Origin of the sequence: Propionibacterium ruminifibrarum, assembly GCF_900289195.1 — a bacterium.
In the GTDB taxonomy this organism is placed as follows: Bacteria; Actinomycetota; Actinomycetes; order Propionibacteriales; family Propionibacteriaceae; genus Propionibacterium; species Propionibacterium ruminifibrarum.
In genome coordinates this window covers 92776-106678 of the sequence record NZ_OMOH01000003.1, presented here as the reverse complement: position 1 = coordinate 106678, position 13903 = coordinate 92776, and the positions used below count along the sequence as shown (strand labels likewise).

Below are 13903 nucleotides of genomic sequence, written 5' to 3'. Positions count from 1 at the left end.
AGAGAAGTGCCATGACACCGCCCCCTGTTGCCCTGCCCGCTCTGCGTCCACTCGTCCTCCAGCACGCACTGGTGCTGGGCGCCTGCGCCTGCCTCTGGGCCGCCATGCCGCGCCCGGCGGCATCCCCCGGCTCCTGGATGTGGAACATCGGCGGCCTCGCCCTCGCGACCACCCTCGTCTTCACCCGCCGGCACCAGCCGCACATCGACGACCGCGACCTGGACCGGATCCTCGGGTGCGGCGGGCTGCTCACCGCGGCCTGGGCCGCCCTCCAGTGGGATGCCGGCGAGCACCCGTTCGCCGCGGGCGCGGCGGCCACCTCACTCGTGTTGGGCTGCCTGTTCTGGGTGCTCGGCACCCGCGAGAGCTGCTGGGCCCTGCCCGCGGCCCCGGCACCACTGCTCGGCGCCGTCCCCGCGCTGGGTTCCGTGCCGGCAGGCGCCGTGGGGCTCGCCGCCTGCCTGCTCGGCGCCGTCGTCATGGCCGCCCGCCGCGGGCCCGTACCACCAGGCCAGCTCGACCGTGTCGACCCGCGCCGACTCGTCGTGCCCGCCGTGGCGGCCTCCCTGGTGCTCCTCGCCGCATGGGGGTGGTCCTGGTGACACCCGACGTCACCCAGAACCGAACCAGGTTCCTCAGCGTGCCGCCCGCGAGCGTGCTCGCCGAGGACCACGACCAGCTGGTCGAGCTGTCGTGCCACGGCCTCGCCACCGCAGCTCCCGCGTACTCCGCCCGCAGCGTCCTCGTGCGCTGGCAGGGTGTCGTGCTCGCCGTCCTCACCGCCGGGCTGCTGGCCGGTCTGCTGCTCTCCCCCAGGACCGCCGGCGTCGTCGTCATCGCCCTGGTGGTCCTCGCCTACATCGCCGCGCTGGGTTACCGACTCGCCCTGTTCCGCCTCGGCGCCAGGGGCGGGCGCACCGTCATGGTCAGCGACGAGGAGGCCCGGTCCGTCCCGGACGACCAACTGCCCACCTACACCGTGCTCGTGCCCGTGTTCCACGAGCCGCTCCTGGGCGAACTCGTCGAACGACTCGAACGGCTGGACTACCCCCGCCACCTCCTGGACGTCCGTCTTCTGCTGGAGGCCGACGACACCGAGACGGCCGATGCGGCCCGCCGGATCACGCCGCGCGAGCACGTCCGCGTCGTCACCGTCCCGTCCCTGGACCCGCGCACCAAACCCAAGGCCTGCAACTACGGCTTCCTCACGGCCGAGAGCGCGATGTGCACCATCTACGACGCCGAGGACGACCCCGACTCGCTCCAGCTGCGGCGCGCCGTCGTCGCGATGAGGCGGCTCGGCCCGTCCTATGCCTGCGTCCAGGCGCGGCTGGGCTTCTACAACAGCGCCCAGAACATGCTCACCCGCTGGTTCACCCTCGACTACGGTTCCTGGTTCACGAACATGCTCCCCGGGCTCGTCGCCCTGGGCGCACCGGTGCCGCTCGGCGGCACCTCGAACCACTTCCGCTCCGACGTGCTGCGGGACGTCGGAGCCTGGGATCCGTGGAACGTCACCGAGGACGCCGACCTCGGGCTGCGCCTGCACCGGGCGGGCTACCGGGTCGGGGTGCTGGGGTCGACGACCCTGGAGGAGGCCAACCCCGACGCCATCAACTGGGTGAGGCAGCGCAGCCGCTGGTACAAGGGCTACATCCAGACCTTCCTCGTCCACGTGCGCAGCCCCCGGCTCGTCACATCCCAGCTCGGTGCGCGCGGCGTGGCCGGCCTGGTCGTCTTCATCGCCGGCACCCCGCTGCTGTCGGCGCTCAACGGCTTCTTCTGGGCGCTGACGGCCATGTGGTTCACCTCCCATGACCCGGCGATCGCCGCGCTGTTCCCGCCGGTGGTCTACTACCTCGGCATGGTCTGCCTCGTCCTGGGCAATCTCTCGGTGCTCTACATGGGCGTGTTCACCGCGCGACAGTTGGAGCGCCCCGATCTGCTCCCGGCCGCCCTCCTGATGCCCCTGTACTGGGGGCTCATGTGGCTGGCTGCCCTCAAGGCCGTGATCCAGCTGGTCACCGCGCCGTCCTACTGGGAGAAGACCACTCACGGGCTCCACCGGCAGCAGACGACGGCCGCCGAGGCGGGAGGCGCCTCATGAGCCGCGCCGCACTCGACGCGGGGGCCGCGGAGGCGGAGCTCGACGCCGGCGCCCCCAGCCGCGCCCTGACACGCCGCCAGGAACACCGCCCCGAGCGGGTGGTGGGGCTGGTCTTCCTCGTCGGCTACCTGGTGGCGGCGTTCTGGCTCAGCGCCCACGACCTCGTCTTCCCGGACGCCATGAGCCGGGTCGCCAACGCCTACTACGTGCTGTTCAGCCGTGACCCGCACCTGGCGGCCATCGGCTTCGTGTGGAACCCGCTGCCCTCGCTCGCCGTCATCCCGCTGCTCCTGCTGTCGCCGCTGTGGCCCGCGCTGGCGAGCGACGCCTTGGCGGGCTGCCTCGTGTCGGCACTGTGCGGGGCGCTCGCGGTGATGTTCATGCATCGGCTGCTCGGTCAGCTGGGCGCCGGGCGGGTCATGCGTGTCGTCCTCACCGCCCTCTTCGCCCTGCACCCGCTGGTGCTGCTCGCCTCCGCGACCGGCGCGAGCGAGGCGATGCTGTTGACGGTGTGCCTGTACGTCGCCGCCCACCTGGTCGACTGGCTCACCGACAACGACCCCTGGCAGCTCGTCCAAGTCGGCGTCGGCGTCGGAGTGGCCTACCTCGTCCGATACGAGGCGCTGGCGGTCGGCGCAGCGGTCGGCGTGCTCGTCCTCGTCGTCACGTGGGCCCGTTCTCGCGGGCGGGCGAGGGCGCTCGGGATGGCCGTTCTCGACATGGTCCTCGCAGTGGGGCCGATCGTCGCGGCCTTCTGCCTGTGGGCGCTGGCGAGCAAGATCATCGTCGGTTCGTGGCTGGAGACCTTCACCTCCCAGTACGGCAACTCGGCCCAGGTCGGCACCTTCCAGGAGTCGATCGACGGGATCGTCGGCACCGGCCGGTACGCCCGCCCGGGCTACCTGGTCGAGCAGTTGGCACGCACGGCACCGCTGGCCGTCCCGCTGACGCTGGTCGCTCTCGTCGTGGCCCTGCGGCGGCGGGACACGAGGTTCTTGTCGCCGGTCTTCGTGCTCGGCTCGGTGCTCGTCTTCCAGAACCTCACCTTCCTGCGGGGCATGTCGTTCGGCTGGCTGCGGTTCCAGATCACCGCCGTGCCGCTCGCCGTGCTTGCCGTCGGCTGTCTCGCCGGGGCGGTGAGCCGGTCCGGTGCCTCACGAGGGCTGCGCCGGGCCGGTGTCGTGACCCTGGCAGGCGCAACGGCACTGACACTGCCGCTGGCCTGGTGGACCGAGACGAACCCCCGGTTCGGCCGCGAGGAGGCGCTCGCCGTCGAGGTCGCCAGGGGCGGCCAGTACCCCATGGAGCAGCAGGCCGCCGAGGACATCACCGCGATGGGCCTGCCCGAGGGCTCCGTCATCACCGACGTCGCCTACTCCTTCCCGATCGTCCTGGCTGCGGAGGATCCGCGTGTCTACGCGATCACCACCGACCAGGACTTCAGGGAGCTGCTCGCCGACCCCCGCGGGAACGGCGTCGACTACGCCCTGCTGACGTCTCCGGACACGGCCCCCGCCGACGCCATTGAGGAGCAGTACCCGGGCATGTGGGCCGACGGCGCGGGTGTTGCCACCATGGTCCGCCAGTGGCGGGACGGCCGCGGCCTCACCTGGCGGCTGTACCGGTTCACGAGCTGACAACGCGGAGGACGCACGGCCGAGGCGGGCGTGCAGGCACCCCACGAGCCGAGACCGGTAGGCGGGTGCCCCTGCGCCCGATGACGGCCGTGCGGGCCCGGTTCAGCCCATCTCGTCGGCGGCGGGCAGCTGCGCGTCGAGGATGCGGAACTCCTCACGGCGCCTCGCCTGCTCCGCCGGGTCGGGCACCGGGAGCGAGGCGACGAGCCGTTTCGTGTAGGGGTGCTGCGGGTTCTGCAGCACGTCCCGTCCGATGCCCTCCTCGACGAGCCGGCCGTGGTAGAGCACGCCGATGCGGTGGGCCAGCATGTCGACGACGGCCAGGTCATGACTGATGAACAGGCAGGCGAAACCGAACTCTGCCTGCAGCTGCTGGAAGAGCTCCAGGACGGTGGCCTGCACCGACACGTCGAGTGCCGAGGTCGGTTCGTCGGCGATGAGCAGCCTGGGCCGCAGCACGAGGGCGCGGGCCAGCGAGACACGCTGGCGCTGGCCACCGGACAGCTCATGCGGGTAGCGGTCGGCATAGGCGGCCGGCAGCTGCACGGCCTCGAGCAGGTCGTGGACGCGGCGGCGGCGTTCGGCGCTGGGCAGGTCCCTGGCGTGCACCTGGAGCGGCTCGGCGATGCACGCGCCGATCGTCAGCTGGGGGTCGAAGCTCGTGGCGGGGTCCTGGAAGACGAACCCGATGTCCTTGCGCAGCGGCTTGAAGGTGCGCTCGCGGAAGCGCCGCATCTCGTAGCCGAAGACCGTCAGGGAGCCCCCGGTGGTCTCCTCCAGCCCGACGATGGCTCGTCCGGTCGTCGTCTTGCCCGAGCCGGACTCGCCCACCAGCCCGAAGACCTCGCCGGCGCGGATCGTGAAGTCGATGCCACGGACCGCGCGGAAGGGTTTGGTGCCGAGCCGGCCGGGATAGGTGACCTCGAGCCCCCTGGCCTCGACGATGACCTCGTGGCCGGCGAGTTCAGCGCGGTCGGTCTCGCTCATCCGGCCCGAGGCCGATGCGGCGCCGATGCGCGGCACGGCCGCGAGCAGCGTCCTCGTGTACGGGTCCTGCGGGTTGTCGAACAGTTCCTGGGCGGTGTTGCGTTCGACGATGACGCCGTCGTGCATGACGGCGACGGTGTCGGCCAGGTCGGCCACCACGCCCATGTTGTGGGTGATGAGGATGATCGATGCGCCGTAGTTGTCCCGCACGTCGCGCAGCAGCTGCAGGATCTCTGCCTGCACGGTGACGTCGAGGGCGGTGGTCGGCTCGTCGGCGATGATCACCTTCGTGCCGAGGGCCAGGGCCATGGCGATCATGATGCGCTGCTTCTGGCCGCCGCTGAACTCGTGCGGGTAGCGGTTGATGCGGTTCTCGGGGTCGGGGATGCCGACGATGCGCAGCGCCTCGACGGCCCGCTCCTTGAGCTGGGCCCTGGTCAGCTTCGGGTCGTGGGCGCGCAGCCCCTCACCGAGCTGCCACCAGATCGGGTACACCGGGTTGAGGGCGCTGGACGGCTCCTGGAAGACCATGGACACGTCGGCGCCCCGGGCCCTGCGCAACTGCGCGCGGCTCATCGTCACGACGTCCTGGCCGCGCAGGAGGATCGCCCCCGTCGTGGTGGCGGTCTCGGGCAGCAGGCCGAGCACGGAGCGGGCGGTGACGGTCTTGCCGGACCCGGACTCGCCGACGATGGCCAGGATCTCGCCCTCGTCGAGGACGAGGTTGACGCCGCGGGCGGCCGGGACGTCGCCGCGGTCGGTGGCGAAGCTGATGGACAGGTCCTTGATCTGCAGCAGCGGCTCGCCGGTGCCGAAGCGGTGCGAGGTGAGATCGGTGCCGGGTTCGCCTGTCATCTCATGCCTCCTTCGTGTCGTCCGTGTCGTCGGCCGCGCGGGCGGGCCCCTCGGGCCCGTCGCCGGCGGGGCCGCTCGAAGCCGATCCGGTCGGGGCCTCCGCCCGGGCGGGGGCGCCTGGCTCGGCGGCGCGGGCCGCTGGTGCCGCGGCCCTGGTCTTCTTCGGGGCCCGGCGGCGGCGAAGGCGCGGGTCGTTCAGGTCGTTCATCGACTCGCCCATGAGGGTGATGCCGAGCACGGAGAGCACGATGGCCAGGCCCGGGAAGATGGCGGTCCACCACATGCCGCTCGTGACGTCGGTCATCGAGCGGTTGAGGTCGTAGCCCCACTCGGCTGCGCTGGACGGCTCGATGCCGAAACCGATGAAGCCCAGGCCGGCGAGGGTCAGGATCGACTCGGAGGCGTTGAGTGTGAAGATCAGCGGCAGGGTGCGCGTGGCGTTGCGCAGGATGTGGCCGAACAGCGTGCGGCGCACGGGGACGCCGGTAACGCGGGCGGCCTCGACGAAGGGTTCGGCCTTCAGGCGCACCGTCTCGGCACGGATGACGCGGAAGTACTGGGGCACGTAGACGACGGTGATCGAGATCGCCGCACTCATGATGCCGCCGGCCGCGCTGGACTGACCGCCGGAGATGACGATCGACAGGACGATGGCCAGCAGCAGCGACGGGAAGGCGTAGACGGCGTCGGTGATCATCGTGCAGATGCGGTCGAACCAGCCACCGACGTACCCGGACACCAGGCCCAGCAGGACGCCGATGACGAAGCTCATGGTGACCGAGGTGATGATCGTGAGGACGGCCGTGCGGGCGCCCCACACGACGCGGCTGAGCACGTCGTAGCCAGCGACGGTGGTGCCCCAGTGGTTCGTCGGGTTCGGCGCCTGCTGGGTACCGAAGCCGACGCCGTCGGCGGCCGAGGCGGCGAAGCCGTAGGGGGCGATGAGCGGCGCGAAGATGGCAGTGAGCACGAGGAGGGCGGTGAGCACGAGACCGACGATGAGCATGCCGCGCTGCAGGCCGACGGAGCGGCGCAGGTCGGCGATGACGGGCAGGCGCAGGTACCAGGGGGCGCGGCTGGGGCCCTCGGCGACAACGGTTGTGGTCTGGGACATCTCAGTACCTCACTCGCGGGTCGATCAGCGCGGCGATGACGTCGACGATGAAGTTCGCCAGGGCGACGATCACGGCCATGAGCATGACGATGCCCTGCACGGCGACGTAGTCGCGGGCCGTCATGTACTGGGCGAGCATGAAGCCCAGGCCCCGCCATTCGAAGGTGGTCTCGGTGAGCACGGCGCCGCCGAGCATGAGGGCGATCTGCATGCCCATCACCGTGATGATGGGGATGAGCGCGGGGCGCATGGCGTGTTTGGTGACCAGGCGGCGTTCGGGCACGCCGCGCGAGCGCGCCGACTCGACGTACTGGCGGTCGATGGTGCCGATGACGTTCGTGCGCACCAGGCGCAGGAAGACGCCGCCGTTGAGCAGGCCGAGGGCCACCGACGGCAGCACCGCGTGCCTGAGCACGTCGACGATGAGGGGGCCGTTGCCGAGCCTGATCGCGTCGACCAGGTAGAACGGCGACGGGTTGAGCAGCCGGCCCATCGTCCCCTCGCCGCTCGCACTGATCCGGCCCGAGACGGGCAGCCAGCCGAGTTTGACGGCGAAGACGAGCTTGAGCAGCAGGCCGAGGAAGAAGACCGGGGTCGCGTAGGCGAGGATCGCGAAGATGCGCAGGACCGCGTCCTGCCACTTGTCGCGCTTGGCGGCCGCGAGACGGCCCAGCGGCAGGCCGATGAGCAGCGAGATGACCAGGGAGAAGAGGACGAGTTCGAGGGTGGCCGAGCCGTACTGTTTGAGCACCGAGAGCACCGGCATGTTGTCGGTGTAGGTGGTGCCGAAGTCGCCGCGTACGAGACCGCCCAGGTAGTCGAGGTACTGAATGAGGATCGGCCGGTCGTAGCCGGCCTCGTGCACCCGCTGGGCGAGCTGGTCGGGCGTGAGGCGTCCGCCGAGGGCCGCCGTGATCGGGTCGCCGGTGACGCGCATGAGGAAGAAGACGACGGTCACGAGGATGAAGATCGTCGGGAAGATGAGCAGGAAGCGCGTGATGATGTAGCGGCTCAGCCCGCCTCGGCGTCGCTTCTCACCGGCCCCCTTGGCCGTTGCGACGGGCACCGAGGATCGCGCCGACTCTCCCGTACTCGTCTCGGCGTCCGCGACGGCCTCGGCGACGTCGGCCGCCACCGCCTCGTCGGGATCGGGTTCTTCGGTGTGGCTCATGAGGCCTTCCTCGCGGTGAGTGGGAGCGAATGCGGCGAAGATGCCCGCCGGCCCTGCGAGGAGGACCGAACGGGCATCTTCGCCTGGACGGGATGGGTCACTTGTTCAGGGCCGACAGGCGCAGCTTGGACACGATGTCCATCGCGTTCTCGCAGCCGGAGACCGAACTGTTGGCGACCATGATCTGCTTGCCCTGGAGCAACGGGATGGTCGGGAGGTCGGCGGTCAGCTTCTCCTGCACCTCGGACAGGATCTGCTCCCGGGACGCCTCGTCCTGCGTGGTGGCCTCGGCGGTGATGAGCTCCTGCACCTCGGTGTTCTCGTAGTGCTGGTGGATGAAGTTGTCGGCGCCGAAGAAGGGGGTCAGGTAGTTGTCGGGGTCGGCGAAGTCGGGGAACCAGCCGAGCTGGTAGACGGGGTAGACGTCGGAGACGCGGTCCTTGTTGTACTGCACCCACTCGGTGGACTGCAGGTCCACGGTGAACAGGTCGGTGGCCTCCAGCTGGTTCTTGATGGCCGCGTACTCGTCGGCCGAACTCGTGCCGTAGTGGTCGGGGTTGTACTGCATCCTCAGGGTGACGGGCGTGCTCACGCCGGCGTCGGAGAGGATCTGCTTGGCCTTGTCGGTGTCAGGCCCGCCGTTGCCGTCGCCGTAGGCGCTCTTGAGGGTCTCGGTGGAGCCTGCGAAGCCCTGGACGATGTAGGAGTACAGCGGCGTGTAGCTGCCCTTGTAGACGTCCTCGGCGATCGCATCCCGGTCGATGACCGAGGCGACGGCCTGCCGGACGGCGGCGGCCTTCGCGGTGTCGGGCTCGGAGCTCTGGGCGCCGTGCGGCATGGTGTCGAAGTTGAAGACGATGAAGCGCATCTCGCTGCCGGGGCTCTCGTAGACGGTCAGACCGTCGCTGGAGCGCAGGGACTCGATGTCGGTGGCCGTCAGGCTGCGGTAGGCGACGTCGATCTCGTTCTGCTGCACGGCGAGCTTGAGGTTCTCGGCCTCGGAGTAGTACTTCAGCGTGATCGAGTCGGCCTGGGGCGCGTCGATGGTGCCGGTGTAGCCGTCCCACTTGGTGAAGTTGACGAGCTGGTTCTTGGAGTAGTCGGCGATGACGTAGGGGCCGCAGAAGGGCTGGGCTGCGACGATGTCCTCGTCGCTCATGACCGAATCGGCGGGGAAGGTCTCGCTGTCCATGATCGGGCCGGCGGGGCTCATGAGCACCTGGGCGAAGGTCTGGTCGTTCTCGACCTTGAGCTTGAAGACGACGGTCAGGTCGTCGACGACCTCGGTGGAATCGAGATTGGTCAGCAGGCTCGCAGGGCCGTTGGGGTCGTTGATGGACAGCTGGCGGTCGAAGCTGAACTTGACGTCCTCGGCGGTGAGGTCGTGGCCGTTGGCGAACTTCAGGCCGCTGCGCAGCTTGACCGTGAACTCGGTGGGCGAGGTGAACTCGGCGGACTCGGCGACGTCGAGTTCCGGCGTGCCGTCAGTGGCCCCCAGCGGCACGTTCATGAGCATCGGGAAGACGTTCGAGATGATCTCGAACGAGCCGTGGTCGTACTGGGCGGCAGGGTCGAGGCTGGTCACCTTGTCGGTGGTGCCGATCGTGATGCCGTCGCTGGAGGCGGCGGAACCGGAACCGGACGAGCTGTCGGAGGTCTGGGCGCAGCCGGCCAGGGCGGCGGCAGCGGCGGCCGCGCCGGAGACCTGCAGCACGTTACGGCGAGTGAGAGAGATCATGTCTTCACCTTCGACGATCCAGTGGCGCATCAGGGTGATGCAGCCTGAAAGAACAGGGCAACGTGAGCACTGGGTACCCCTAGGGGGCACCCCGCCAAGTCACAAGATTACGGCCCGCCGCCAACCGAATCGAGGCCGCCCACCCGAAACTCAGGTTCCCCTCACGCGATTATCTGGTTCTGCACAGCAGATTCTTCAGCTTGAAAGGGTCTCGGCGTGAGATTCTTTTGAGTGAGACTGGAATGTGGTTTCGCATTCCTTGCCATGGAAATGACAATTCCAGGCCAGCCCCCGCCCTCCAACCAGTCTGGAATGGAACAAGCCGGTCACCGCTCCGACGCCCCTCGCCCCCTACGCAGACACCAAGGACGTCACCCCACGGAGCCCCCGAGGACACCCTCATACGCAGCGCCCGCCGGACAGCTCTCGGACCCCCCCGCGGAAAGCCAGGAGGGCTCTCACCCGCAGTGCCCGCATCCGGCCCGTGCGCGACCTCCGTGCACCCCCTCCCCCAAGTCCCGGCGCGACTCACTGGCGCCAGACCGGTAGGGGCTCATCCTCGAGGCAGGACATGCCGCTCGTCGGCGCACCCCGCACCCGCCCGCCCCGTCACGGCCCACGGCCGGCCTTCGAGCAGAACCGGTTTGCCGGGCACTGGGGATGCTGTGCTATGTTGTTCGGGTTGCCGCATGGCGGCGTTGCGCGAGTGGCGGAATGGCAGACGCGCTGGCTTCAGGTGCCAGTGCCCGTTTAGGGCGTGGAGGTTCAACTCCTCTCTCGCGCACAGCACGAGACCCCTGGCCAACCATTGGTTGGCCAGGGGTTTTCTGTCACGCCGGGCGAGCATGGGTCCGTTGCACGAGGCGGCGCGTGCTCCCGCCAGACACGCCGCGCCGACGGCACGGCGGGCCTCTTCACCCCGGGGCCGGCGCTGAACAATCATCCACACCCACCTGACGACCCTGGAGACGCATGGCAGGCCTCATCATCATTGGCATCGGGTTGCTCGTCCTCGGCGGAGCCCGGTTCACCGGGTGGCTGCGCCGTCCGGGACGGACGCACCCGGTGCTGTCCGCCGTGAAGGCCATCACCGAGGTCATCGCCTGGTGCGTCGGCGCCGCACTCATCCCCCTCGCCCCCGTCGCGTCCACCACAACGCTGTTGGTCATGCTCCTGGTGTGCTCGTGCGCCGCGGTGATCACGTTGAGCGTGTCACGGCTGCTGCGAAGTGTTCAGCGCAACGACGGGGCCCCGATCCGATCCCTCCCGCTGCGCTGGGCGCGCCGGACGGCGGCGAGGACCCGGACGACCCTCCGCCGGGGGAACCGGATCATCGCACCACACGGGTGGGGCGAGCTGAACATCGGCCCGCATTCGCTGGAGAAATTACTCGAACCTCAGACCTTCATCCGGGCTTACCTCTTGAGTGTGATCCTTTCCCCGGTCCTGGTCGCGATCCTTCTCGTGTGGACGGTGGAGAGCAGCCCCAGTCTCTCCCGGGCAACTTTTGGAGCAGAGTTCGGATACAACGGCCTGGCCATCGCCTCGTGCCTCACCACGACACTCGTCCTGACGATCCTCTTCATGGCGGTCCTGACCTATTCCCGGACGCTGACCGTCGGCCTCGACCTGCGGGCGACCGTCCGGGCCATCGCCGAGGGGACCGGCATCGGGACGGCGGCCGGGCTCCTCACGGCGGCGCTCGTACCCGCCGCGGCATTCCTCCTGACGATTCACGATGACGAGTCCATGTCCCTCACCCCCAGAATTCTCGTCGACATCCCCGCCGCGTCCGCGATCATCGGGGTGACGATCGGTTTGTTCGTCTCCCTCACGAGGATGTGCCACAAGGCGGAGAACCTCGTCGTCCGGCGGCTCGTGGCTCCTCTCGTGTTCATCGTCCTCCTGGTCTCGATGACGCGCATCGGCTTCTCCCCGGCGAACATCCTCCGGACGCTGGCGTCGGGCATATCGGACCGGGAGATCACCGACTGCTCCACCGAGACCTTCCAGTCGCATTCTCACGACCCGCTGTGGCTCCTCAAAGCACTCAACACCTGCCAGGAGGGCGGCGCCTACATCGGCGACGATCAGTTCCTGTGGTCCGCCGGCATCATGATCGGTCTCATCGCACTGGGGGCGTTCGTCCGGGACTTCAGGGGCAGGGCACGGGCCGAGGCGCCGGGGCAGACTCCCGTGGACCAGGACGCGGGCTGACCCAGCAGCCCTCTCGGGACCCCCACAGGACGGCGTTTGCGGCCGACTGTCCTACTCCCTCCATGGGCAAGGCGAACAAGCCGCACATGACACGCAGGGGTCCGAGTCCGGACCCGCGATGGAATTCCATCCGCCTCACGAGTGAATCATTCACCAGGGCGATGGCGCTCTTTGATTTCCGTCACCACGCCACTGTCATCGGTGTACATGACATAGTACATGACACTGTGCGAGGGCATGATCGCCGCTTCATCCCGATAAAGGGTATAGCAGTAGCTATGGCTGCCCCATTCCTCTGCATCGCCGTACCGTTCTTCAACCTCGGCAATATTCCTTCCGATGATCCAATTGTCGTCATACTTCAGCCGGTTGAGATCGTAATGCCCGCCGAGAGCCCACCAGAATGCCGTGGCCACCACCAGATAGGCGGCCATCAGGGCCGCGCCGGCACTCAGCACGATCCTTCTGCGAGTCCGCATGGCCGCGCCGCCTGAAATGACGGCGACAATCGCTGAGATGATGACGAGAAGCACTCCGAGTTCATGACACAAGAAGAATAAAGCCTTATACCTGCCTTCTGGATAAAATTCGTCAGCGACAAATGCGATGACGGCAATCATCAGCCCAGCGACAGGGAGCGCCGGAGCCCATCGTCTTTTCTTCTCGCCTGCTCGTCCCACTCTTCAACCCCCTTGGCGGCCGTGCAACGCTCTTCGTCTCGGACAACGGTCACCGCATTCGAATTCTGTGAAACAGTCTTGCACAACCCTTGGCGCCTCTGCCGTTCACCCGACCACGGCGGCGGGTGGCCTCGGCGGGCACCACGGCCGCGCTCGACGCCTGCCGCCACATGGTGCGCGACCGCTGGGGGACTACCTCAGCCGCTGCGATGGCGCGGCGCCTGGTGATCGCCCCACCGAACCATCGACCGACGAGCGGTAGCCACTCTCCCGGGAATCCGCTCACCCGTACGCCGCAGACCGAGCGGGACCCCTCAGCCAACGACCGACGCCAACGACTCCAGACCGGAGCGCATACGGGCGAGGACCGCTCGCGGGTCATCGGACCCCGCGGCCAGTTCTCGCAGGAGCATGTCCCGGGCCAGGGTGGACACGGGAAGCCCACGCTCCTCGGCGAGAGCAGTCAGAGCAGCCAGTTCCTCGGGATTGAGCCTGATCTGAAGGGTTTTCGCCCGGCCATTGCCCCGCGTCACCCGCGCCCCGGTTCGGAGCGGGGCGTCCCTGTTCTGCTCGGCGGCCTCGGCCTCGACGGCGATCAGTTCCTCGATGTTCATCGGTCATCACTCGGGTTTGGTGTTGCCGCCTTCGGGACTGGTCCCACTTCGCGGCTCAGCAGCGCCTCCTGGCGGCGGGATCGGCACGACCCCTTCTCACCCTCGACTTGCCTGCCCCTCTCCCGCCGCGGCCGAGGCGACGAGGTTGCTCCTCGTGCTGGCCGTTCCCGTTTCGAGAGCGTTCGCCCAGTCCCGGGTCGTCGTGACCGCGGCGAGATTGGAGTGGAGCAGGACCATGAGGGTCTGGTGCAGCCGGCGCGCGGAGATACCGCCGACGCCGTTGGCGAGGTGCGTGGTCCCGGTGGCGTCCGACAGGACTTCGGCGGTGAGCCCGTGCGGGGCGGTGGAGGCCGCAGTGGCCAGGACGCAGTTGCCCGTCATGTAGCCGGTGAGGGTGAGGGTGTCGATGCGATGTCGCCGGCACCAGTCGGCCAGATCGGTGCCGTCGAAGGCGCTGGCGTAGTGCTTGGTGATCTGCTTCCACTCGGGGCGCACCCGCGCCGCGATGGCGGGGTGCAGTTCCGCGCCCGTCGACCCGCGCGCGAAGGCCGCGGCGCCGACCGGGTTCTCGTGCCGTACGACCACGATCGGTAGGCGCTGCGTCTGGGCGGCATCGATGGCACTGAGGATGCGCGCCAGGGATTCATCGCGTGCCGGGTAATGGATCTCAAGGGGGCCGGAGAAGTACTCCTGCTGAACGTCGATGACAACGAGTGCGCGGCGAGGTGAGGTCATGAGTGCGGTGCTGCTCCTGGTCGACTACTGGTTCTGCTGAATCGATCA

General features: G+C 68.8%; 11 protein-coding genes and 1 tRNA gene. 5 read left to right on the top strand and 7 right to left on the bottom strand.

Going from position 1 to position 13903, the window contains the following annotated elements; genetic code table 11:
- Positions 1-11: 11 nt before the first annotated feature.
- The 3 genes from PROPJV5_RS04180 to PROPJV5_RS04170 are packed head-to-tail and all read left to right on the top strand — an operon-like array spanning position 12 to position 3744.
- Positions 12-602 (top strand): hypothetical protein, encoded by a 591-nt coding sequence (locus tag PROPJV5_RS04180; RefSeq protein WP_220474327.1) that lies wholly within the window; start codon positions 12-14, stop codon positions 600-602.
- On the top strand, positions 599-2107 hold the full coding sequence (locus PROPJV5_RS04175; RefSeq protein ID WP_220474326.1) for a glycosyltransferase: 1509 nt from the start codon (positions 599-601) through the stop codon (positions 2105-2107). The genes PROPJV5_RS04180 and PROPJV5_RS04175 overlap by 4 nt, the downstream gene beginning before the upstream one ends.
- Positions 2104-3744: an ABC transporter gene (locus tag PROPJV5_RS04170; RefSeq protein ID WP_119715091.1), complete on the top strand. Its 1641-nt coding sequence runs from the start codon at positions 2104-2106 to the stop codon at positions 3742-3744. The genes PROPJV5_RS04175 and PROPJV5_RS04170 overlap by 4 nt, the downstream gene beginning before the upstream one ends.
- Positions 3745-3846: 102 nt before the next feature.
- Here the strand turns inward: PROPJV5_RS04170 and PROPJV5_RS04165 are convergent, their stop codons facing one another.
- The 4 genes from PROPJV5_RS04165 to PROPJV5_RS04150 form a co-directional block, all read right to left on the bottom strand.
- Positions 3847-5586 carry an ABC transporter ATP-binding protein gene (locus PROPJV5_RS04165; RefSeq protein ID WP_119715090.1) on the bottom strand — a complete coding sequence of 580 codons (1740 nt, stop codon included), beginning with the start codon at positions 5584-5586 and terminating at the stop codon, positions 3847-3849.
- A gap of 1 nt (position 5587) precedes the next feature.
- Positions 5588-6700: an ABC transporter permease gene (locus PROPJV5_RS04160; protein WP_119715089.1), complete on the bottom strand. Its 1113-nt coding sequence runs from the start codon at positions 6698-6700 to the stop codon at positions 5588-5590.
- A gap of 1 nt (position 6701) precedes the next feature.
- Positions 6702-7871 carry an ABC transporter permease gene (locus PROPJV5_RS04155; protein ID WP_119715088.1) on the bottom strand — a complete coding sequence of 390 codons (1170 nt, stop codon included), beginning with the start codon at positions 7869-7871 and terminating at the stop codon, positions 6702-6704.
- Positions 7872-7968: 97 nt separating this feature from the next.
- A complete protein-coding gene (locus PROPJV5_RS04150) occupies positions 7969-9609 on the bottom strand; it encodes an ABC transporter substrate-binding protein (protein ID WP_119715087.1) in 1641 nt (546 codons plus the stop codon).
- 700 nt (positions 9610-10309) lie between these two features.
- On the opposite strand from PROPJV5_RS04150, the gene PROPJV5_RS04145 reads away from it, so the two are divergent.
- Together PROPJV5_RS04145 and PROPJV5_RS04140 are read left to right on the top strand one after the other, a co-directional pair.
- Positions 10310-10393, top strand: a tRNA-Leu gene (locus tag PROPJV5_RS04145).
- 188 nt (positions 10394-10581) lie between these two features.
- Positions 10582-11826, top strand: a complete 1245-nt coding sequence (locus PROPJV5_RS04140) for a hypothetical protein (RefSeq protein WP_119715086.1) — start codon at positions 10582-10584, stop codon at positions 11824-11826.
- A 146-nt stretch (positions 11827-11972) separates the two neighbouring features.
- Here the strand turns inward: PROPJV5_RS04140 and PROPJV5_RS04135 are convergent, their stop codons facing one another.
- From PROPJV5_RS04135 to PROPJV5_RS04125, 3 genes are all read right to left on the bottom strand, one after another.
- On the bottom strand, positions 11973-12446 hold the full coding sequence (locus PROPJV5_RS04135; RefSeq protein ID WP_147385340.1) for a hypothetical protein: 474 nt from the start codon (positions 12444-12446) through the stop codon (positions 11973-11975).
- A 374-nt stretch (positions 12447-12820) separates the two neighbouring features.
- Entirely contained in the window at positions 12821-13120 is a 300-nt protein-coding gene (locus PROPJV5_RS04130; protein ID WP_119715084.1) for a plasmid mobilization protein, read from the bottom strand.
- A gap of 96 nt (positions 13121-13216) precedes the next feature.
- Positions 13217-13855 carry an isochorismatase family protein gene (locus PROPJV5_RS04125; RefSeq protein ID WP_119715083.1) on the bottom strand — a complete coding sequence of 213 codons (639 nt, stop codon included), beginning with the start codon at positions 13853-13855 and terminating at the stop codon, positions 13217-13219.
- Positions 13856-13903 lie beyond the last annotated feature (48 nt).

Bases quoted from the DNA above. Each gene is read 5' to 3' on its own strand.
- PROPJV5_RS04180 (WP_220474327.1), top strand. From the start codon at position 12: ATGACACCGCCCCCTGTTGCCCTGCCCGCTCTGCGTCCACTCGTCCTC.
- PROPJV5_RS04170 (WP_119715091.1), top strand. From the start codon at position 2,104: ATGAGCCGCGCCGCACTCGACGCGGGGGCCGCGGAGGCGGAGCTCGAC.
- PROPJV5_RS04165 (WP_119715090.1), bottom strand. From the start codon at position 5,586: ATGACAGGCGAACCCGGCACCGATCTCACCTCGCACCGCTTCGGCACC.
- PROPJV5_RS04160 (WP_119715089.1), bottom strand. From the start codon at position 6,700: ATGTCCCAGACCACAACCGTTGTCGCCGAGGGCCCCAGCCGCGCCCCC.
- PROPJV5_RS04155 (WP_119715088.1), bottom strand. From the start codon at position 7,871: ATGAGCCACACCGAAGAACCCGATCCCGACGAGGCGGTGGCGGCCGAC.
- PROPJV5_RS04150 (WP_119715087.1), bottom strand. From the start codon at position 9,609: ATGATCTCTCTCACTCGCCGTAACGTGCTGCAGGTCTCCGGCGCGGCC.
- PROPJV5_RS04140 (WP_119715086.1), top strand. From the start codon at position 10,582: ATGGCAGGCCTCATCATCATTGGCATCGGGTTGCTCGTCCTCGGCGGA.
- PROPJV5_RS04135 (WP_147385340.1), bottom strand. From the start codon at position 12,446: ATGATTGCCGTCATCGCATTTGTCGCTGACGAATTTTATCCAGAAGGC.
- PROPJV5_RS04130 (WP_119715084.1), bottom strand. From the start codon at position 13,120: ATGAACATCGAGGAACTGATCGCCGTCGAGGCCGAGGCCGCCGAGCAG.
- PROPJV5_RS04125 (WP_119715083.1), bottom strand. From the start codon at position 13,855: ATGACCTCACCTCGCCGCGCACTCGTTGTCATCGACGTTCAGCAGGAG.